The organism is Gordonia polyisoprenivorans NBRC 16320 = JCM 10675 (genome assembly GCF_000241325.1).
Taxonomy (GTDB): Bacteria; Actinomycetota; Actinomycetes; order Mycobacteriales; family Mycobacteriaceae; genus Gordonia; species Gordonia polyisoprenivorans.
Genome location: NZ_BAEI01000064.1, coordinates 106,538 through 127,279, shown reverse-complemented (window position 1 = coordinate 127,279; position 20,742 = coordinate 106,538). Strand labels below are relative to the sequence as shown.

At 68.1% G+C, this 20,742-nt stretch carries 16 protein-coding genes and 1 pseudogene; 5 read left to right on the top strand and 12 right to left on the bottom strand.

The genetic code is table 11. The features are described 5' to 3' along the window. The first annotated feature begins 44 nt into the window (after positions 1 to 44). The gene (locus tag GOPIP_RS16865) at positions 45 to 1,682 is read left to right on the top strand and encodes a YibE/F family protein (RefSeq protein WP_006370951.1); all 1,638 of its coding nucleotides are present in this window, start codon (positions 45 to 47) and stop codon (positions 1,680 to 1,682) included. A 16-nt stretch (positions 1,683 to 1,698) separates the two neighbouring features. On the opposite strand, the gene GOPIP_RS16860 is transcribed toward GOPIP_RS16865, so the two are convergent. From GOPIP_RS16860 to GOPIP_RS16815, 10 genes and pseudogenes are all read right to left on the bottom strand, one after another. Beyond that, a complete protein-coding gene (locus tag GOPIP_RS16860) occupies positions 1,699 to 2,634 on the bottom strand; it encodes a serine hydrolase (protein WP_006370950.1) in 936 nt (311 codons plus the stop codon). 181 nt (positions 2,635 to 2,815) lie between these two features. Further along, positions 2,816 to 3,733 carry a serine hydrolase gene (locus GOPIP_RS16855; RefSeq protein ID WP_210739625.1) on the bottom strand — a complete coding sequence of 306 codons (918 nt, stop codon included), beginning with the start codon at positions 3,731 to 3,733 and terminating at the stop codon, positions 2,816 to 2,818. Positions 3,734 to 3,809: 76 nt separating this feature from the next. Next, positions 3,810 to 5,429, bottom strand: coding sequence for a serine/threonine-protein kinase (locus tag GOPIP_RS16850; RefSeq protein WP_006370948.1), 1,620 nt, complete (start codon positions 5,427 to 5,429; stop codon positions 3,810 to 3,812). Between the two features lie 92 nt (positions 5,430 to 5,521). Beyond that, entirely contained in the window at positions 5,522 to 6,790 is a 1,269-nt protein-coding gene (locus GOPIP_RS16845; RefSeq protein WP_006370947.1) for an SfnB family sulfur acquisition oxidoreductase, read from the bottom strand. Position 6,791: 1 nt separating this feature from the next. Next, entirely contained in the window at positions 6,792 to 7,901 is a 1,110-nt protein-coding gene (gene sfnG, locus GOPIP_RS16840) for a dimethylsulfone monooxygenase SfnG (RefSeq protein ID WP_006370946.1), read from the bottom strand. A 170-nt stretch (positions 7,902 to 8,071) separates the two neighbouring features. Beyond that, on the bottom strand, positions 8,072 to 8,743 hold the full coding sequence (locus tag GOPIP_RS16835) for a TetR family transcriptional regulator (RefSeq protein ID WP_035728244.1): 672 nt from the start codon (positions 8,741 to 8,743) through the stop codon (positions 8,072 to 8,074). A 74-nt stretch (positions 8,744 to 8,817) separates the two neighbouring features. Continuing rightward, a pseudogene (locus GOPIP_RS16830) lies at positions 8,818 to 9,970 on the bottom strand (acyl-CoA dehydrogenase family protein). After that, positions 9,967 to 11,160: an acyl-CoA dehydrogenase family protein gene (locus tag GOPIP_RS16825; protein WP_006370943.1), complete on the bottom strand. Its 1,194-nt coding sequence runs from the start codon at positions 11,158 to 11,160 to the stop codon at positions 9,967 to 9,969. Before GOPIP_RS16825 ends, GOPIP_RS16830 begins: the two are co-directional and overlap by 4 nt. 39 nt (positions 11,161 to 11,199) lie before the next feature. Next, positions 11,200 to 11,979 carry an SDR family oxidoreductase gene (locus tag GOPIP_RS16820; RefSeq protein ID WP_006370942.1) on the bottom strand — a complete coding sequence of 260 codons (780 nt, stop codon included), beginning with the start codon at positions 11,977 to 11,979 and terminating at the stop codon, positions 11,200 to 11,202. A 52-nt stretch (positions 11,980 to 12,031) separates the two neighbouring features. Continuing rightward, positions 12,032 to 15,301, bottom strand: coding sequence for an acetyl-CoA carboxylase family protein (locus tag GOPIP_RS16815; RefSeq protein WP_006370941.1), 3,270 nt, complete (start codon positions 15,299 to 15,301; stop codon positions 12,032 to 12,034). 253 nt (positions 15,302 to 15,554) lie between these two features. On the opposite strand from GOPIP_RS16815, the gene GOPIP_RS16810 reads away from it, so the two are divergent. From GOPIP_RS16810 to GOPIP_RS16795, 4 genes are all read left to right on the top strand, one after another. Beyond that, on the top strand, positions 15,555 to 16,658 hold the full coding sequence (locus tag GOPIP_RS16810) for a ferredoxin reductase (RefSeq protein WP_006370940.1): 1,104 nt from the start codon (positions 15,555 to 15,557) through the stop codon (positions 16,656 to 16,658). 5 nt (positions 16,659 to 16,663) lie between these two features. Further along, positions 16,664 to 17,866: a fatty acid desaturase family protein gene (locus GOPIP_RS16805; protein WP_006370939.1), complete on the top strand. Its 1,203-nt coding sequence runs from the start codon at positions 16,664 to 16,666 to the stop codon at positions 17,864 to 17,866. 119 nt (positions 17,867 to 17,985) lie between these two features. Then, complete coding sequence (locus GOPIP_RS16800) at positions 17,986 to 18,444, top strand: hypothetical protein (protein WP_006370938.1); 459 nt, start codon at positions 17,986 to 17,988, stop codon at positions 18,442 to 18,444. A 145-nt stretch (positions 18,445 to 18,589) separates the two neighbouring features. Next, positions 18,590 to 19,099: a DUF4395 domain-containing protein gene (locus GOPIP_RS16795; RefSeq protein WP_006370937.1), complete on the top strand. Its 510-nt coding sequence runs from the start codon at positions 18,590 to 18,592 to the stop codon at positions 19,097 to 19,099. Between the two features lie 136 nt (positions 19,100 to 19,235). Here the strand turns inward: GOPIP_RS16795 and GOPIP_RS16790 are convergent, their stop codons facing one another. Both GOPIP_RS16790 and GOPIP_RS16785 read right to left on the bottom strand, forming a co-directional pair. After that, entirely contained in the window at positions 19,236 to 20,183 is a 948-nt protein-coding gene (locus GOPIP_RS16790; RefSeq protein WP_006370936.1) for a Ppx/GppA phosphatase family protein, read from the bottom strand. Continuing rightward, complete coding sequence (locus GOPIP_RS16785) at positions 20,180 to 20,704, bottom strand: DUF501 domain-containing protein (RefSeq protein WP_006370935.1); 525 nt, start codon at positions 20,702 to 20,704, stop codon at positions 20,180 to 20,182. The genes GOPIP_RS16790 and GOPIP_RS16785 overlap by 4 nt, the downstream gene beginning before the upstream one ends. Positions 20,705 to 20,742: the final 38 nt, after the last annotated feature.

Below are 20,742 nucleotides of genomic sequence, written 5' to 3'. Positions count from 1 at the left end.
CGACGCCTATCGCCCATCATGCGGTGCCGGCGTCATAGGGTGGCGTGGTGAGCAGCGAGCGCGGCGGGACGCCCGACAGTCCGGACAAAGCCGCCCGAAGGCGACGGGTACCGCGAAACGGGCACGGCCACAGTCACTCCCATTCACTGAACGACATCGCTGCCGACCTGACTCCCATGGCGCGACGCATCGTCATCGGTGCACTGAGTGTGTTCGGACTGGCGATGATCGCCGGAATCGTGCTGCTGTGGCCCTCGGGGGGTGAGCATCCGATCCCCGCACAGTTCCGGGGTGCCGACGGCGGTGCGATCCACGCCGTCGACGGCAAGATCGTCAGCCAGACCCGCGGTGATTGCCTGAATCAGATGGTCGGCACGATCGCCGACACCGCCGACATCCCGATCTCCGGCGCGGGCACCGGACCCTGTATCGAGAGCGTCGTGTCGATCACCTCCGGCTCCGATTCCGGGAAGTACACGCTGCTGGAGGTACCCACCAACCGGGCGCAATCCGGCAGCGGGCCCGACTCGTCTGCGCAAACCCTCGGCGCGCCCGACGATCCACAGCCCGGTCAGCCGACCCTGCACATCGGCGACGCGGTCCGGATGAGCACCACCCCCGGCCCCGACGGCCAACCGCGCTACACGTTCTTCGACTTCGGCCGGACCACCTCGACGATCGTGTGGGCGATCCTGTTCGCGGGTGCGATCATCCTCGTCGCCGCGTGGCGCGGACTGCGGTCGTTGATCGGACTCGTCTTCGCCTTCGTCGTGCTCGGTGCCTTCACCCTGCCCGCCATCCTCGACGGCGAATCGCCGGTGGCGGTCGCGGTGGTCAGTTCGGCCGCCATCCTGTTCGTCGTGCTCTACCTCGCGCACGGCATCAGCATGCGGACCAGTTCGGCCCTGCTCGGAACGCTGATGTCGTTGCTCCTGGCCGGGGTGTTGAGCTGGGCGTCGATCACCACCATGAACCTCACCGGACTCTCCAGCGATCAGACGACGAATCTGCAGGTCTACCAGGGGGGCATCTCGGTCAGCGGTCTGCTGCTTGCCGGTTTCATCATCGGTACGCTCGGTGTGCTCAATGACGTGACGATCACCCAGGCGTCGGCTGCGTTCGAACTCGCCGCGGCCGGGGAGCCGAGCCGCCTGGCCACCTTCCGCGCGGCCATGCGGGTGGGACGCGATCACATCGCGTCCACCGTCTACACCCTGGTGTTCGCCTATGCCGGTAGCGCTTTGCCACTGTTGCTGTTGTTCTCGGTGGCGCGCCAGCCGTTCGGTTCGCTGCTGACCAGCGACACCGTCGCCGTCGAGTTGGCGCGATCGTTCGTCGGCGGTATCGCCATCGCGCTGTCGGTGCCGCTGACCACCGGGATCGCCGCGGCCCTGGCCCGACCGTCGGGTGCGCGCGCCGCCGAAGGCCCAGCCGGCGAGGTCTCCGGCACCCCGAGAGTTGACGCGCCGCTCACCGACTCACGAACAGCGCCGGCACAATCGGCGTCATCGCGACCTGGATCCCCTCGTCCCGAGCCCACACGGCGGCCACCGGCACGAGGGGCACCGGGACCACAGGCCCCGAAACCACAGGCAACGGTTCGGGACGCCCCGAGCCCACCGCCGTCACGGCGTGCACCGGAGCCGCCACCACGAACCGGCCGGCACTCGATGCCGGACTGACTCAGCGCACGCGAGATCAGCCCAATCCGCACTGTCCGGTCGGGACGGTGGAGAGATTGCGTCCGAGCCAGTCACCGATCTTGGTGAGCATGGCGGTGCCATCGGAGAACTTGCCGCTGCGCGGAACGGCGGCCATCGACACGGCCACCTGACCACCGGGAACGGTGAGGATGCCCAGTTGACGCACCAGGAACGCCGACGACGTCCCGGTGCCCGGGCCCCAGCCGCCCTTCACGGCCGTGGCGCTCACCTTCTGGTTGGTCCGGGCGAGGTTGGCCACGCCCCATCGTTGGTTGGGTCCGACCGCACCCATCAGGGCCAGCAGCCGATCGGTGCCGGGCATACAGGGCAGGTGTGCCCCGAATATCGCCTGATCGGCCAGTGCCCACATGGTGTAGCCGGGGTAGGACGTCGCCGAGTCGAGCTGTGAGCTGACGTGGGTGTTGAGGTCGTGGCCTTCGCGCAGGACCGCGGTCACCGCATCGACCGGTGTCGCGCCGGGACCGAGCTGGGTCCAGAGATCCCCCGCGGCGTCGTTGTCGGACACCGTGATGGCCTTGGTCTCGTCGTCGACCACCGCCGAGCCGAGCCGACGTTCGGCGGCCAGCGACACCGGGACCTTCAGCGTCGACCACGCCCGTCCTGTGGTGAAGGTACCCAACGAGATCACCGAGTCCGACCCGACCGGCGCGAGAGCGAGGCCGATCGCGCCTGGGGTGGTCTTGGCCAGCGACTTCTGGAACGGCGCAAAGGACTTGGTCAACGCTTCCTGCGGCGGCACGGGCGGGGTCAGCCACGTCCGCAGCGGTTCGGGCAGGGGCGGTAACGCGGGCATCGCCGGAACGGGGAACGGCAGCGGCGCGGCACCTGCCACGCCTGCTCCGGCGAGACCGGCGCTCGCCACCACCAGCGTCGTCGCACACGCCACGGCCCATCGCTTCCACAACGCCACACAAGCCTCCTGAGTCACTTCAGTAACATCAAGAACTCTAACGGCCTGCTGGACACCACCGCGTGCCCGGCCGATCAACCGAGACCGCACCGTGTGCGGGCCGTGACCGGGACACCGGCGGCGCCGAACGATCGGTATCGAGCAGCGGTCGGGGTCAGCTCGTGGTGATCAGCGGTCGGGGTCAGCGGCACCGGCCGCGTGGCAGGGCGGCGATGTTCTGGTTCAGCCAGTTGCCGAGGGCGTTGAGCGCCGCGGTGCCCGACGACATCGACCCGCCGACGGCGCTCATCGCCACCGCGCTCTGCTGACCGTCGCGGTAGGTGAGGACGCCGATCTGCCGCACCAGGTAGGCACCGTCGACGCCGGGGCCCCACCCACCTTTGACGGCGGTGGTCTTGGGGATCTGCATGATCTCCACACCCCACTGCTGGTTGCCGGCGACCTGGCCCATCAGCGAGAGCACGTGACCGGTGCCCGGCATACACGGCAGATGTCCGGCGAATGTCGCCGCATCCGGCAGCGTCCAGCGGGTCTGCCCGAAGATCGTGAAGCCCGAGCGCAACTGCTGCGAGGGCACCACGGTGTTCGGGTTGCCGCCCTCGCGCAGCACCGCGGTCACCTTGGCCGACGCCTCGGTGTTGCTGCCGAGTGACGCCCAGAGTTGTTCGGCCGCTTGGTTGTCGGAGTTGATGATGGCGTTGCTCTCCGCTGTGGACGTCCCGTTCTCGCGTTCGGCGGCCACGGCGAGCGGCACCTTGATCGTCGACCACGCCACGCCGGGATCGCGGTCACCGAACAGCAGGCTCGCCGTCGCATTCGGGCCGACCGGGGCGACCGCGATGCCCACCCGCAGTCCGGTCCCTGCGGCGACGCGTCGGAATCCCGCGGCCAGAGCGGGATTCGCGCCGGCGCTGGGCTGCGTCGACGATGCCGACGCCGAGGCCGATGACGAGGGCGAGGGCGAGGCGTACACGGTGACAGTGGATCGCGGCGCGGGCGACTCCGCGGTCGCGCAGCCGGTCATCACCATCACCCCGGCAACGGCCAGCGCCACGCCGGCGACCGACACGCTCACCGCTCGGCCACGTCGCTTCCCCATCGACACTCCCCTCACCTGCGTTTCCCGGTCACCGGTCGCCGCCGCCTGCCACGAGGGCACGCGGCCGGACCCGACATCACGGCAGGACATAGACGACGGCGTTGTTGCCACCCTGACACACCACCGCCGAACCCTGTGGGGCACACGCCATCGTGTAGGCCTGCCCGGTGACCGGGCTGTAGGCGACCACCGCGCGCGACTGACCGTAGGAGCCCGAGTTGTTGTACGCATCGCGCACCGCCTGCGCGAACGCACAGCTGGTCACCTGCGAGCCGATCGCCGACGTCGCATCACAGGGAACCGCATTGGGCGGGAACGATGGCGCGGCGGTCACCGTGGGCTGGTTGGTGATCGGCGGTGCCGCGGTGATCGTGGTCGTCGTCGGTGACTGCGCCGTCGAGTCGTCGCCCGAATTGCGCGTGAACAACCAATAGGCCCCGACGCCGAGCAGACCGAGCACGGCCACCACGATCACGGCGGTGACCGCGATGACCAGCGAACGGTCCCGCCGCGGTTCGGTATAGCCGGGTTGCCCATACGGCGGATACCCCGCGGGCATGCCGCCGGGCACCTGCGGGCCCGAGAACTGTTGTGGCCCCGACACATTCTGGGGTCCCGAATAGCTCTGGGGTCCCGAATAGCTCTGGGGTCCCGAATAGTTGTGGGGCCCCGACACATTCAGTGTGCTCCCACCGCCGACCGGGCCGATCGGCCCGACAGGCCCCGACGGTCGGATCTGGGTGGCGCGCATCGCCTCGTCGTTCGCCGCGGCAGCACCGAGCACGGTCGGCGGGGCCGGCTTGCGCAGGTCCGGGCCGGGTTGTCCGGGCATGGCGGTCGGGACGATCGTCGTCGTGCCGTCACCGGTCTCGCCGGTCAGTGCGGCGCGGGCCGCCGACGCCAGTTCGGTGGCGCTGCCGTAGCGCCGCGCCGGCTCGGGGTCCAGGCCGCGGCTGATGACCGCGTCCATCGCCCGGGGCACCTCGGCGTTGACGCTGCTCGGTGCGGGAGGCGGGGACATGACCGCGGCCTTGATCGCCGAGCTGATCGTGTCGGCGGGATGCGGCACACGCCCGGTGAGGCTTTCGAACAGGACACAGGTGAGTGCGTAGATATCGCTGGCGATACTCACCGGGACGGCATCGAACAGTTCCGGGGCCATGTACGCGATCGACCCGATGGCGGTGCCGGCCTGCGTGAGGTGGGTGTCGTCGGAACCGTGGGCGATGCCGAAGTCCACGAGATAGGCGAAGTCGTTCTGCGCGATGAGGATGTTCTCGGGTTTGATGTCGCGATGCACCAGACCGTCGGCGTGGGCGGCGTCGAGTGCCGAGGCCACCTGCTCGATGATGGTGACCGCCCGTGCCGGGGCGAGCGCGTGCTCACGCCGCAACAGCGCGCGCAGATCCTCACCCGCGACGAGTCGCATGTCGATGAACAACACACCGTCGATCTCTCCCCAGTCGTGGATCGGGATGACGTGGGGTTCGCCGAGCCGTGCGGCCGCGTGGGATTCGCGCCGGAACCGTTGCTGATAGACGGCGTCGTCGGCGAGGCCGGGATTGAGCAGTTTGAGCGCTACCTCGCGGTCCTTGGTGGTGTCGTAGGCCCGGTAGACCTCACCCATCCCGCCCCGACCCAGCAACTCGTCCAGGCGATACGGCCCGAACTGGGTGTTGACGCGACTCGTTGACATGTTGTGAGCATAACGGTGCACACCGACAAATCGACCGTCGTCGGTGGTCCGGGTGAACGACCTCGCGATCGTCTCAGCGGCGATTCATTCGCTCAGATGACACCGTGTACGGGCGGGTTCTCGTCGCGCAGGACCTTGCGTCCGATGTGCTGCAGTTTCCAGCGCACCGGATCGTGCAGAGTGTGCGTTCGGGCGTTGCGCCAGAAGCGATCCAAGCCCGTGCCGGCAGCAGCGCTGCGGGTGCCGCCCACCTCGAACAGCGCTGATCCGATGCCGGTGGCGACGCGGTCGGCGACGACCTTGGCCGCGGCCACCGCGATCGACGCGTCGGCGACCGCGCCCACATGAGCGTCATCACCGTCGGCGGTGGCGGTCTCGTACGGGGTGAACTCGGTGGCCCGGTCGACCGCACGTCCGGCGGCGTCTAGGGTCGCCTCGGCGGTGATGAGGTCGACGCCGAGCTCACCGAATCGTTGCACCAACAGCGGATCGTCGACGGCCCGCTCGACACCGGCCTCGAACCACGGTCGGGCACTGGTGCGCGCGAACTCGACGGCGGTGTCGAGGGCGCCGCGTGCGATGCCGACGTCGATCGCGACGTGCAGCAACTGGGCGAACGCACCGTATCCGTTGGGCCGGGAGACCGCGGGCGCACGGGCGACGAGGTCTGCGGCATCGACGGCGACACCCCGCAGCCGCACCGTTCCCGAGCCGGTGGTCTTCTGCCCCAGCGCATCCCAATCGTCGACGAGCTCCACCCCGGGCGCGTCGGCGGGGATGAACGCCACGTACTCACCACCGTCGAGGTATTCGTCGGCGTCGTGACGGGCCAGCACGGCCAGAGTGTCGGCGAACAACGAGCCGGTGGCATAGAACTTCTCGCCGTCGAGACGGAACCGGCCGGGACCGTCGGCGACGAGCGCGGTGGAGATGTCGGCGACCGTCTTACCGCCGCGCTCGGATTGCGCGTTGGCCACCCGGCCGCCGCGCAGCACGGCGTCGAAGTGCTTGCGTGCCAACTCTTCCGACGCTGCGAGCCGCAGCAGGTTCAGATAGACGAAGTGACTGTGCGGAATCTGCGCGATGTTGGGATCCGCGGCGGCGAGGATGCGGGTCACATCGGCGACCACGCTCGGCGCCAGGTCGGGCCCACCGAATCGGGCCGGCACGGTGATGGCGAGCAGCCCGCTCGCCGACAGCTCGTCGATCTCCTCGTGGGGCAGCCGCCGCTGCACGTCGCGCTCGGCGGCGCCGGAGGCGAACCGATCGGCGAGGGCGTGCGCGGCGGCCCGGGCCCGCGCGGCCGAATCCAGCCGCGCGGCACCACGATCGGCCCGCACCGCGGAAGTGGTGAGGCTCATCTCAGCCGACGGTGCTGCGCTGCGCGGCTTCGAGCTCTCGGACGAGGGGGAGGACACGCTCGCCAAAATACTCGATCTCTTCCTGGAAGTGCAGGAATCCACCGAGGATCAGATCGACGCCGAGACGCTTGTAGGCCACGATTCGCTCGGCGACCTGCTCGGGCGTGCCGATCAGCTGGGTACGGAAACCGTCGTTGTACTGCACGAGATCCTCGAAGGAGGAATCCGCCCACATACCGGTCTTGTTGCCGGTGGAGTTGCCTGCCTGCTGCACCGCCGACCGGAAGCCCTCCACCGCAGGACGATTCGCCTTCTCGACGATCTCGCGCAGGGTGTCGCGGGCCTCGGCTTCGGTGTCGCGGGCGATGATGAAGCCGTTCAGCCCGAAGCGCACCGCACGCTCGTGGGCCTGTGCAACGGCACGCAGATCGTCGAGTTGCTCGGTGACGCCGTCGAAGTCCTTGCCGTTGGAGAAGTACCAGTCGGAGAAGCGGCCACCGTTGTTGCGGGCCGCGGTCGAGTTACCGCCCTGGAACAGTTCGGGATTGGGACGCTCGGGGGTGTTGAGCGGCTTGGGCTTGAGGGTGAAGTCGTGGATGCGATAGAAGTCGCCACGGAAGTCGACGTTGTCCTCGGTCCAGATCTTGCGGATCACCTCGAGGAATTCCGCGCTGCGGCGGTACCGTTCGTCGTGCTCGAGCCACGGCTCGCCGAGGTGGGTGAACTCGTCCTTGAACCATCCGCTGACGACGTTGATCGCAAAGCGTCCGTTCGACAGGATGTCGGCGGTCGCACCGAACTTCGCGAGAACGGCCGGATGCCACAGGCCCGGGTGGATGGCGGCGATCAGCTTGAGGCGCTGGGTGGCCAGTAGCAGCGCGAGGCTGAAACTGGTGGACTCGTGCTGGAACTCCGCACCGTAGGACGCCTCGTAACGGACCTGGGACAACGCGTACTCGAAGCCGTTGTTCTCGGCGGTCTGCGCGAGTTTGACGTTGTACTCGTAGTCCCAGCTGGTCCGCTGCTCGATGTCACTGGTCACCAGCCCACCGGACACATTGGGCACCCAATAGGCGAACTTGATCTCGTCGGCGATCTTCTCGGTGGACACGGGTCTCCTGCTCGTCGTGTGAACGCGACGCACCGACGACGCGGTGCGCGACAACGTCGGCCATCGTCACCCGGGAAGCCGGCGCGGCCCACCCTTGAAATCGGCGTGCGCGAAAACCCTCGACGCACCTGGAGCCCTTCCGGACCGGCGCGGCCCCACCCGCTCGTCCCCTATCCGCTCTTCCACTGCCCCATGCCGAGGAACACCATCACCAGTTGCCGCTCGGTGCGGTGCACGATGTCGGCCTCGGCATCGCGCCCGCGGTGCTCACCGTCGAGCAGGTCGGCCACCGCGGTCAGCATGATGGTGACGATGAGTTCGGCGGCCAGTTCGAGGTCTTGCGGTTGCCACTGCGAGAGATCGGGGATGCGCGACAGATCGATGGCGAGTTCCTTGGAGAACAATCGCAGTTCGGTGTCGATCGCGCGACGGATCTCGGTGACCCCGCCGTGCTGTTCGCGGATCAGGAAGCGGTAGTCGGTCTCGTGCTCGTGCACATGGCTCAGCAGGATCGCCAACGAATTCTGTGCGGTCGGCAGCGCCTGACGAGCAGCGAGATCGCGCCGGCCCTCGCGCAGTGTGCGGCGCAGGATCCGCATCGAGTCCTCGACGAGGGTGACGCCGAGATCTTCCATCGACGCGAAGTGTCGGTAGAACGCCGTCGGGACGATCCCCGCGCCCCGGGCGACCTCCCGCAGACTGATACTGGCGAAGCTGCGTTCGCTCACCAGGTCCAGCGTGGTCTCGAGCAGCGCCTGCCGGGTGCGGTTCTTGCGATCGGCCCGGCTCTCCGGTTCCACAGGCCGCGGGGCACGCGAAGTGGGGCGGCGGGTCCGGGTCACCTAAGCGAGTCTAGGACATCGCGGTGTGTCCCCGGTGCCGGGTCCACGGCGCGCCGAACCCGCGAGAAGCGCTCTCACCTGCGGTTACCGCCAAAAGAAGACGAGGCCAGGGCGACGAGTTCGGCCAGCCGGGCACGGTGGTGATAGTCGTTGCCGAGCGCCAGTTGGTCGGCCTTGGCGCGCTTGAGGTACAGGTGCGCGGGATACTCCCAGGTCATGCCGATGCCACCGTGGAGTTGGATGCATTCCTCGGCGGCCCGGACGGCGACGTCGCCGCAGTACGACGCGGCGAGGTGTGCGGCGATCTCGGCATCGGCGTCGCGTCGTGCTGCGGTGTCGGCGGCCGGCCGCACCTGCCGAGGACACCTCGAGCCACAGATCGGCGAGCCGGTGCTTGATGGCCTGGTACGACCCGATCTGCCGCCCGAACTGCCTGCGCTCCTTCACGTACGTGAGAGTCGTCTGCAGACACCACTGGGCGACGCCGAGTTGTTCGGAGGCCAGGAGCGCCACGCCGGTGAGCAGCGCCGCCCGTACCGCGTTGCCGCCGTCGCCGGAGCCGACACGCCGGCCGAGGGCGTCGGTGAACTCGAGATCGGCCAGCGGCCGCGTCATGTCCAGCGCGAGGGCCGGCGTCACCGTGACACCCGGTGAATCAGAACGCACCGCATACAGTTCGACGCCGTCGGCACCGTCGGCGGGCACGATCAGCACGTCGGCGTCGGTTGCGCCGGCGACCGTGGTCACCCGACCCGACACGGCGCCGTCGGGCCCGGCGGTGACCGACGGCCGTGGGTGGGTCGCCGACAACCCGACCGCGAGTGCCGCGGTCGTGGCCCCTTCGGCGAGTTGTGGCAGGAGTTCGGTGTCGCCGGCGCGCAGCAGGACGGCGGTGGCGATGATCGCGCTGCTCAGGAACGGAACCGGGGCGACGGCTCGTCCGACCTCCTCACTCACGACCGCCGCCTCACGCTCGGAAGCGCCTGCGCCACCGAGTGATTCGGGGATCAGCAACGCCGCGAGACCGAGATCGGCGGCCAGCGTGCGCCACACCTGTGAGAAGTCGGGCGCGTCGGACTCGTAGGCCTTGACGACGACGTCGGCGGGCAGCCGGTCGGCGAACAGGCGTCGCACCGAATCACGCAGCGCCTCTTCGGTATCGGAGTACTGCAGATCGGCGGTCACCGACGGTGCCGGTGGAGTGGCCGTCGGGCCAGGGGTGCTCATCGGGGCAGGTCCTTCCAGGCGATGTCCTTGTCGACGCGGTGTTCGGGCGGTAGGCCCAGCACCCGTTCGGCGACCACGTTGCGCAGGATCTCCGAGGTGCCGCCCTCGATGGAGTTGCCCTTGGCGCGCAGATACCGGTAGCCGGTATCGCGTCCGGTGAAGTCGACGGTCTCGGGGCGACGCAGTTCCCACTCGTCGTAGCGCAATCCGTCCTCGCCGGCGATCTCGAGGTCGAATCCGGAGATCCGTTGCGCCTGCCGGGCGAAGGCGAGCTTCATCGCCGAACCCTCCGGGCCCGGCTGTCCCGCGGCGAGCTGCTGACGCAGACGTTCGCCGGTGAGGCGGGTGACCTCGGCGTCGACCCACAAGCGCATCAACGTGTCGAGCTTCGCCGGATCCCGGACCTCGGGATGGGTGCGCCAGCGCTGCGTGAGCTTTCCGATCATGCCGCCCTCGCGCGGTGCGCCCGATCCGATGGCGACGCGTTCGTTGTTGAGCGTCGTCGTCGCCACCCGCCACCCGTTGCCGACCTCACTGATGCGATCGGTGTCGGGGATGCGGACGTCGGTGAGGAACACCTCGTTGAACTCGGCTTCGCCGGTGATCTGTCGCAGCGGCCGGATCTCGATACCGGGATCACTCATGTCGACGATGAAGTAGGTCAGGCCGGCATGTTTGGGCGCCGACGGATCGGTGCGGGCGACCAGGATGGCGCGCTGGGCGTTGTGCGCACTCGAGGTCCAGACCTTCTGTCCGTTGACGATCCAGCCTTCGCCGTCGGGGACGGCGCGCGTGGCCACCGCCGCCAGATCCGATCCGGCGCCGGGCTCGCTGAACAACTGGCAGTAGATGTGCTCGCCGAGGTACAGCGGTCGCAGCAGTCGGCGCCGCTGCTCCTCGGTCCCCAGTGCCGCGATGGTGGGCGCCGCCATGCCGAGGCCGATGCCGTTGCGCGACTTGGCCGGTCCGGGTGCACCGGCTGCGGTGAGCAATTCGTCGACCAGGGCCTGGTGGCTCTGCGCGATCCCCAGTCCACCGTCACCGGGGCGGAAGTGCACCCATGCCAGCCCGGCATCGAATCGTGCGGCCAGGAAGTCTCGTTCGGGTGTGGTGGCCGGATCGTGTTGGGCCAGTAGCCTGCTCACACGGGCGCGTAGATCAGCGGCCACGTCGTCGACGTCGGTGTCCACGGGAGTCCTCTCGGTGGGTGTCGGGATGGGGGAATCTGTTCAGCGGAGTGCGCCGCCGAAAGCGCGATAAGGCGCCGCGTCGCCGAGGTGTTGCCCGCCGTCAATGGTCATGATCTCGCCGGTCATCCAGGAAGCGGCGTCGGAGGCGAGGAACACGATGGCCGAGGCGACATCGGTGGGTTCACCGATCCGCCCGAGTGCGGTGGCCTCGGAGACCTGCGCCTCGTGTTCCTTCCACAGCGCCTCGGCCAGGCGCGTCCGCACGATCCCGGGGGCCACGGCGTTGACCCGCACACTCGGCGAGAGTTCCAGCGCCAGTTGCCCTGTCACGTAGATCAGCGCCGCCTTGGAGGCGTTGTACATGCCGATGCCCGGTTCGTGACCGAGACCGCCGATGGATGCGGTGTTGATCACCGATCCGCCGTGCGCACCCATCCACGCCCGTACGGCGAGTCCGGTCCACAGGATCGGGCCCCACAGGTTCACGTCCATCGTCTTGGCGAATCGCCCGTGATCCTGGGCGATGAGTGGTCCATATGCGGGATTCGTGCCGGCGTTGTTGACGAGGATGTCGAGCGATCCGAAGTGTTCGAGGGTGGTGTCGATGCAGGCGCGGGCCTGATCCTCCTCCGCCGCGTGGGCGGCGATGCCGAGGACGTTGGGGCCGATCGCCTCCGCAGCGGCCCGCGCCGCGTCGGGTTTACGTGAGGTGACCACCACGTTGGCGCCCGCCGCGGCCAGTGCCGCGGCCGCAGCCGAACCGATCCCCCTCGAGGCGCCGGTGACCAGGGCCGTGCGGCCGTGCAGATCCGGGAGCATTGTCATTCGTTTCGCCTTTCGCGAGTAACTTGGGTCTCCCCGTCATCTGAACTCAACGTGATCGCCCGAGCTGACGAATCCAGTCCCGGGTGGTCGACGGGTCGATCACGTCGTCGAGTTCGAACGTGGTGGCCGAGTGCAGCGCCTTGCCGTGCTCGTAGGCCTTCGCGAGGAGGTCTGCGAACAGCGCGTCCCGCTCGGCGGGGTCGGCGACGGCGTCGAGTTCTTTGCGAAAGCCCAGGCGTACCGCACCTTCGAGGCCCATACCGCCGATCTCCCCGGTCGGCCACGCGATGGTGAATTCCGGTGCGTGAAAGGACCCGCCGGCCATGGCCATCGCACCGAGACCGTAGCCCTTGCGCAGGATCACGGTGCCGAACGGTACGGTCAATCGCGCACCGGCGGCGAAGAAGTTGCCGAATCGACGCACCGTCGCCTGCTCCTCGGACTCCGGCCCGACCATGAAACCCGGTGTGTCACACAGCGTGACGAGGGGCAGTCCGTGTGCTTGGCACAGCGTCAGGAATTCGGCGGCCTTGTCGGCGGCCTCGGCGTCGATCGCTCCCCCGAGGTGCCGGCTGGAATTGGCCAACAGGCCGTAGGCCACACCCTCGACCCGGATCAACGCGGTGACGATGCCGCGGCCGTAGACGGGTCGCAGCTCCAGCACCGATCCGACGTCGGCGATCGACTCGATGGCGGCGTGGATGTCGTAGGCGCGCAAGCGGTTCTCCGGGACGACGTGTCGCGCCGATCGCGGATCGGGTGCTTCCCACCGGTCGTCATCGCCCTGGAAGTAGGACAGGTAGTGCCGTGCGGTGGCCACGGCGTCGGCTTCGTCGCGCGCGAGCACGTCGATGACGCCGTTGCGGGTCTGCACGTCGACCGGTCCGATCTCCTCCGGAGCGAACACCCCGAGACCGCCGCCTTCGATCATCGCCGGTCCACCCATGCCGATGTTGGCGTCGGGAGTGGCAATGAGGACGTCGCATGCGCCGGCGAGTGCGGCGTTGCCGGCGAAGCAGCGGCCGGAGACGACGGCCACTGTCGGCACCACCCCGCGCAGGCCCGCCATCGACCGGAAGGTGTCGAGTTCGAGTCCTGCGGCGCCGAGGGCGTCGGTGTCGCCGGGACGCCCGCCGCCACCCTCGGCGAAGAGTACGAGCGGAATCCGCTTGCGCCGGGCCACCTCCAGCAGTCGGTCGGTCTTCACATGGTTGCGCATGCCCTGCGTGCCCGCGAGGACCGTGTAGTCGTAGGAGATGACGACGGCCTCCGCCGCGGAAGCACCGAACCGGTCGGCGCCGATCGTCGCGACCCCACCCACGAGGCCGTCGGCCGGGGTGTTGGCGATGAGGTCCGCTTCGCTGCGGCGGGTGCGTTGGGCCGCGAGGGCCAGCGCACCGTATTCGGTGAAGGTGTCGGGATCGATGAGGTCGGCGATGTTCTCCCGGGCGGTGCGGCGCGAGCGCCGGTGTCGCTTGGCAACGGCGTCGGGACGCCCCTCGTCGAGCGTGACGGCGTGGCGAGCGATCACCTCGGCCAGATCGGGACGGATGTGGTCGGGGTCCACGACGGTCGCGTTCGCCTCGGCGTCGTCGTGGTCGGCGTCGGCGACCACCAGCAAAGGCGTTCCGGCGCTGATGGATTGGCCCTCGTCGACGAGACTGCGTCGAATCTCGACCGGGTGGGGATCGGCGACGACGTGCTCCATCTTCATCGCCTCGAGGATCACCAGCGTCTCGCCGCCGGCCGCCGTGGTGTCGGCGGCGGGAGTGGAGACGACAACGCCCGCCATCGGGGCGGTGATCACCCGCTCGTCGGTACCGATGCTGATGTCGGCGCGGGCGGTAATGTCGCCCGCCGACGTCACCTCCGCACGCTCACCGGCGAACCGGTCTGCGGCCGAGCTCAATTCGGCCAGATTCTGTTCGACGAAGTCCGTGGTCAGTGCGGCCGTCCCGAATTCCTTGGCCGCCAGTACGGCCCGGAGCAGATCGATGGTGGTCTCGACGCCGCCGATGGCGAAGTCACGTAATGCCGTGTCGAGTTTGCGGGCGGTGACGGCGACGTCGTCGGAGCGGGTGTGGGCGATCACCTTGGCCAGCAAGGAATCGAACCGCGGACTCAGCGTCAGGCCCGGCCGGCCGTGCGTATCGACGCGGATTCCAGGACCGGTCGGCGCCGAAAAGACCTGCAGCGTCCCAGAATCCGGAGTCGTGGCGCCGTCGGCGCCGATCCTCTCGGCGTTGACCCGTGCCTGGATCGCCAGCCCGCGCGGCCGAGCCGCAGTACCGTTCACACCGTCGGCCGTGGCGAGAATACCGGCCGGCAGATCGAGTTCCTCGTACGTGGCGCCGGCGGCGATGTGGAGTGCGGTGGCCACCAGATCGACGTCGGTGACCTCCTCGGTCACCGTGTGCTCGACCTGGATGCGGGGATTGACCTCGAGGAAGACGAATCTTGCGGCAGTGACCAAGAATTCGACGGTCGCCAGGCCACGGAAGTCGTGGGCGGCGCACAGCACGACCGCGGCACGGTGGATGCCGCGCCGGATCGCGTCTTCGAGGTCTGGCGCCGGTGCGATCTCCACCAGTTTCTGCCGTCGGCGTTGCACGCTGCAGTCCCGGTCGCCGAGCGCGAGTGCCCGCACCGTGCCGTCCGCGGCGGGAGCGGCGACGACCTGGACCTCGATGTGGCGTGCACCCGTGAGCAGTTCCTCGGCGAACAACGCGGCAGTGCCGAAGCCCATCTGAGCTTCGGCGGTGCATGCGCGAAACGCAGCGGGGAGATCGGCCGGGATGGTGACCGGGCGCATGCCCCGTCCCCCTCCGCCGGCGACGGCTTTGAGCATGATCCCGGCGGAATGGGCCCGCAGGAACTCGTCAGCTTGGTGTTCGTCGATTCCGGAGGCGGTCGCATCGAGCACCGGAATCGACGCCGATACCGCCGCGTCCCGGGCGGCGGCCTTGTCTCCGAACGTGCGCAGTACGTGCGAATCCGGGCCGACGAATCGGAGCCCGGCGGTACGGCACGCATCGGCGAAATCGGCATCCTCACTGAGGAATCCGTAACCGGGGTGAACCATCGTCGCACCGGCCGAGGACGCGGCCGACACCAGTTCCGCGGCATCGAGATAGGCGGCGGGACCGGTACCGGGAAGCGCGACGGCCGTGGTGGCCGCTCTGACATGCGGAGCGTCCGCGTCGTCGACGGAGTACACGGCGACCGTGCGGAGGCCGAGCTCCGATGCCGTTCGGAGGATCCGCAGCGCGATCTCGCCACGGTTGGCCACGAACAGCGTTGTCGGCGCCTGGCTCACGTCAGTGTTCCTTCCTCCGGGTGTGTTCCTTCCTCCGGGTGTGTCCGACGCTACACCGATACCTGAACCTGACCTCACCCTCATCACCGCCTCGGCCGCTTCTGCGACCACTGTGTCGTCGATCACATCGGGTCGCGGGCTGCGACGCGATCACGAACCGCGCCGACCCCTTGACGGATCGGGCCGGAAACGTGCCACACTGTTCGGAGTACAGATGTTCACTCACCGGAGTGAGACGAACGGAGCCAGCCCCATGAGCATCCGCCTTCCCGAAATGTTCTCCTCGATCATCGAGGCGACCATGTCCCCTCATCCGGTCGACCGCTATCTCGAACTGGTCGACCCGATGCTGACCTGGCGTGACCTACGCGCCCGAGTGATCCGCGTCGAGCGGCCGACCGCCCGAACGGTCCGGCTCACCCTGGCGCCGACGCGCCAGTGGCAGGGACACGAAGCAGGTCAATTCATCCAGCTCAGCGTCGTTGTCGATGGCGTGCGCCAGACCCGTTGCTTCTCTCCCGCCAACGCTGCCGCGGGACCCGAGGGCGCCGTCGAGCTGACCATCACCGCACACGACGACGGCCTGGTCTCGCGGTATCTGCGCAAGACCGCCGCGGTCGGCGACGTCTACGGCCTCTCGCAGGCTGCGGGCGACTTCGTCCTACCCGCCGAGGGGGTACGTGCGCCGGTGTTCATCAGCGGCGGTAGCGGCATTACACCTGCACTCTCAATGCTGCGTACGCTCGTTGCGAACGGCTATGACGAGCCGATCACCTTTGTCCACTACGCCCGGACACCGTCGGACCTCGCCTACCGCGCCGAGCTGACCGCATTGGCCTCGGTCCATCCTCACCTGGACCTGCGACTGCACTACACCCGCGGTACCGACGAGGCCGGGATGGACGCGGGCGTCATCGGACATTTCACCGGCGAGCACCTCGAGGGCATCGCCGACCACGACGATGCGGACGTCTTCGTCTGCGGGCCGGCGACCCTCATGGACGCGGTCTTCGACCACTACGAGACCGCCCACCCGAACGCCCGGGTGCACAGCGAGGCCTTCACCCTCGCCGTGCCGGCGGCCGTCGATCCCAATGAGCCCGTCCACGGCGAACTGAGCTTCACCGCGTCGGGCACCTCCGCGGCCAACGACGGTCGCACGATCCTCGACCAGGCCGAGTCGGCGGGGCTGAGCCCCGAGTCCGGCTGCCGGATGGGGATCTGCTTTTCCTGCACCGCAATCAAGAAGTCGGGATGCACCCGCAACGTGCTGACCGGCGAGACCGATACCGAATCCGACACCCAGATCCAGCTGTGCATCAACGCACCCGTCGGCGACGTCGAAATCGAGGTATGACACCCATGGCAACCAGCATCCTTCCCCCCGCAACCGAAACCCCCGAGACCGAGACCGTCGCGCTGCCCGCGCTGCGCAAGGTTGCAGACCCCAACACCGTGACGCTCTCCTACGAGCAGGTCGAACAACTCGGCCGCGACCTCGACGAGATCAAGGCCCGCGTGGTCGCCGATCTGGGTTCCAAGGATCGCGAGTACCTGTACTCGATCATCCGTACCCAGCGAGGACTCGAATTCGCCGGGCGCGCACTGTTGTTCCTCGGATTCTTCCCACCCGCGTGGGTCGCCGGTGTCGGCGCCCTGTCGGTCTCGAAGATCCTCGACAACATGGAGATCGGCCACAACGTCATGCACGGCCAGTACGACTGGATGCGTGAGGACACCTACAACTCCCGCGAATTCGAGTGGGACAACGTGTGTCCGGCCGATCAGTGGAAGCACAGCCACAACTATCTGCACCACACCTTCACCAACATCCTCGGCGAGGATCGCGACATCGGTTACGGCATCCTGCGGATGGCACGTGATCAGAAGTGGAACCCCTACTATCTCGGCAACCTCGGCTACGCCACCGCGCTGATGCTGCTGTTCGAGTGGGGTGTGATGCTCCACGATCTCGAGGCGGAGAACATCGTCGCCGGCAAGCGCAAGTGGAGCGACATCAAAGGCCTCGTGAAGGGCATGTGGCGCAAGGCAAGTCGACAGGTTCTCAAGGACTACGTCGTCTTCCCCGCACTCAGCGGCCCGATGTTCGTGCCGACCCTTCTGGGCAACGCGACCGCCAATCTGGTGCGCAACGTGTGGGCGTACTCGATCATCTTCTGCGGCCACTTCCCCACCGGTGCACAAACTTTCACCGCAGAGGAGTGCGCAGACGAGACACGCGGCCAGTGGTACCTGCGGCAGATGCTGGGCTCGGCCAACATCACCGGCAGCCAGCTGTTCCACATCATGAGTGGCAACCTGTCACATCAGATCGAGCATCACCTCTTCCCCGACATCCCGGCCAGCCGGTATCCGGCGATGTCGGCCGAGGTACGCGAGGTGTGCGAGCGCTACGGTTTGCCGTACAACACCGGGTCGCTGAGCCATCAGCTCGGATCGACGTGGAAGAAGATCGCCAAGCTGTCGCTGCCGAACTTCATGACCCGCGATGACGACGATCTGACGGTCATCATCGACCGACAGAAGCCGGCCGAGGTCGCCTGAGCAGCCATCGCGTCGCCCCGAGACGGGCGGTATCGTCGGAATCACACCGTCGATGCCGCCCGTTCGGCTTTGCCGTCCGCGCGTCACCATCCCGTACGACCCACCGAGGAGAATCCACCGTGGTCGATCGCATCGAACGCAACAAGGATCTGATCCAGGAGCTGGTGGAGTCCACCGCCACCCACGTCGGCCAGATCGCCACCATCATCACCAGCGCCGTGGCCGACGTTGCCCGGGAGATCGGTGAGATCGTCACCGACGGCTTCGAGATGCGGGAAGCCGCGCAACGCGCCAAGGCGGACGAGGCGCACCACGTCATCGACGCCGAACTCGCCGACGACCACGACGAGGGTGCTCTCGATGCCGAGGACTCTCTCGACGCTCCCGCGATCGAGGAGTCGGCAACGCCGGACCGAGAGCCGCTCAACCTCGAAGGGTCGTTCGAGGCGCCGGTGGTGCCGCAGGATCTCGACGAGTCCGATCCGGACTCCGGTGCCGATGACCGTCACGCCGACGACACCGATGGCGCGACCCTTGAGGGCACCATGGAGGCACCGGTCGCACCCGTCGAGGAGTGACCGACAGCGAGGAGTGACCGACAGCGCCCGGCAGGACGCCGACAGCGCCCGCACGCCTCGGTTTCATTCGTCATGAGCCCAACCCGTGACCCCGAGCAGTCCGTCGCGTAGCTTCGTCCTGTTGAGGATGTCAGAGGAGGATCTTGTGTCGGTGCGTTCGGTGTTCACCTTCCCCAATCCGGTGAATGATTACGCGGCGCGATCCACCGCGGGCCTGGTGGTGGCTCTCGCAATCGTGGCGATCGTCGTCGATCACTGGGCGCTCTACGCGCTGCTGGCGATCGGGTTCGCCCTGCGCGTCGCGTCCGGGCCCAAGCTGTCGCCGTTCGGTCAGCTCTCGGTGCGGGTCATCGCCCCCAAGCTCTGGCGCAAGACCAAGCTCGTTCCCGGACCCCCGAAGCGGTTCGCCCAGGGCATCGGACTGGCCTTCAGCACCACCGCGCTCGTGCTGAGCCTCCTCGGTTACGGTCTCGCGGCCCAGATCGTGGTCGGCGTCCTGATCGTCGCTGCCACACTGGAATTCGCGCTCGGCTTCTGCCTGGGTTGCGTGGTCTTCGGCTTCTTGCAGCGCAACGGGATCATTCCCGACACCGTCTGCGAGGCCTGCAACAACATCTCTTTGCGCAACCCGGATCTGGCGAACACCTCCCGCTGATCTGACCCAGCGCCGTCGGCGACATAGCGGGCGCCGTCGACGACATAGCGGGCGCTGTCGGCACAGTAGCGAGCGCTGTCGGCGAACTGACGGGCGCTGTCGGCGGAACAGCGGGCGCCGTCAGCGAGGTGCCGGGCTAGTCGAGCAAACCCAGCGCGATGCCGTCGAGGATGTCGTGCTCGCTGACGACGAGTTCGGTGATCCCGGCACGCTGCGCCAATTGGTGGGCCAGTTCCATCGTCACCAGTGATCCGCCGCCGATGACGTCGACGCGACCCGGGTGCATCGGACCGAGCGCCGCACGCTCGGCACGCGTCATGTCGACCAGTTCTCGGCACACGGAGTCGAGATCGTCGCGCCCCACCCGGGACAGGTGAATGGCGTCGGAATCGTATTCTGCGAGACCGAGATGCAGTGCCGACAGCGTCGTCAGGGTTCCTGCCACCCCGACCCAGGTGTGCGCGGAAGTGACGTCGACGGCAACGAACGCCTCGGCGAGTCGCTCCGCGATGAACCCCTGTGCGGCGGCGATCTCCTCGGCGGTGGGCGGGTCGGAAGGCAGGGCACGTTCGGTGACGCGCACGCAGCCGACGTCGGCGGAGAAGCTCGCGGTGACGCCGTCGGCATCCCCGACGACAACCTCCGTCGAGCCGCCACCGAGATCGGTCACCACGAACGGCCCCTGATCGGCGGGCAGTTCTCCCACGGCCCCGCGGAATGACAGTTGCGCTTCTTCGTCGCCGGTGATGACCTCGGCGATCGCCCCGGGTACCACCGCACCGAGCAACTCCGCGGTCATCGCGAAGAACCGATCCCGGTTGGCGGCGTCACGGGTCGCCGACGTCGCGACCATCCGCACCTTCTCCACGCCGGCTCCGACCATCACCTCGACGTAGTCGGCGAGAGCCACGCGGGTGCGCTCGATGGCCTCGTCGGCGAACTGCCCCGTCGCGTCCACGCCCTGACCGAGACGAACCACCCGCATCTCCCGGTGGATGTCGGTCAGCGGTGTCGTCTCCCCGGGCTTCGCGACCAGCAGACGAATCGAGTTCGTACCGCAGTCGACCGCGGCGACCACACTCATCCGACATCTCCGTTCTCGTCGATGGACGCCGACGGCCAGTCGGCCGGAATGGCGGTCCCACGCAACCCGGCCTGCGCGGCCAGTGCCACCGACTCATCGCCGAGCGGGTTCACCCCCGGCCCCTTGGCCAACGAATGCGCGATCAGCACATGCAGACACTTGACCCGGTCGGGCATGCCGCCGCCGGTGAAATCCGTTCCGAGAGACTCGATCTCGTTGCGCTCGGACAGATAGGACTCGTGCGCGGCGCGATAGGCGGCAGCCAGCTGTTCGTCGGTCGCCAGCCGCGCGGTCATGTCCTTCATGACGCCGGCCGATTCCTGCCGACTCGCCTCCGACGTGAGGCGCGGATCGGTCAGGTAGTACAGCGTGGGGAACGGTGTGCCGTCGGGCAGTCGCGGCCGGGTCTTGATGACGGCCGGAACACCGTCGGGAGTGCGGTAGCTGACCTCGATCACACCGCGTGGCTCGCGGCCGAGTTGGGCGGTGACAACCGCGAGATCGTCGGAGGAGATGCTCACGAGTGGTCACAGTAGCCGCCGAGGGGCGGCCGGGAGAA

What these genes read in the sequence shown, in the direction of transcription:
- GOPIP_RS16855 (WP_210739625.1), bottom strand. Translation starts at nt 3,733, where the DNA reads ATGGGGAAGCGACGTGGCCGAGCGGTGAGCGTGTCGGTCGCCGGCGTG.
- GOPIP_RS16850 (WP_006370948.1), bottom strand. Translation starts at nt 5,429, where the DNA reads ATGTCAACGAGTCGCGTCAACACCCAGTTCGGGCCGTATCGCCTGGAC.
- GOPIP_RS16845 (WP_006370947.1), bottom strand. Translation starts at nt 6,790, where the DNA reads ATGAGCCTCACCACTTCCGCGGTGCGGGCCGATCGTGGTGCCGCGCGG.
- GOPIP_RS16820 (WP_006370942.1), bottom strand. Translation starts at nt 11,979, where the DNA reads ATGCTCCCGGATCTGCACGGCCGCACGGCCCTGGTCACCGGCGCCTCG.
- GOPIP_RS16810 (WP_006370940.1), top strand. Translation starts at nt 15,555, where the DNA reads ATGAGCATCCGCCTTCCCGAAATGTTCTCCTCGATCATCGAGGCGACC.
- GOPIP_RS16805 (WP_006370939.1), top strand. Translation starts at nt 16,664, where the DNA reads ATGGCAACCAGCATCCTTCCCCCCGCAACCGAAACCCCCGAGACCGAG.
- GOPIP_RS16790 (WP_006370936.1), bottom strand. Translation starts at nt 20,183, where the DNA reads ATGAGTGTGGTCGCCGCGGTCGACTGCGGTACGAACTCGATTCGTCTG.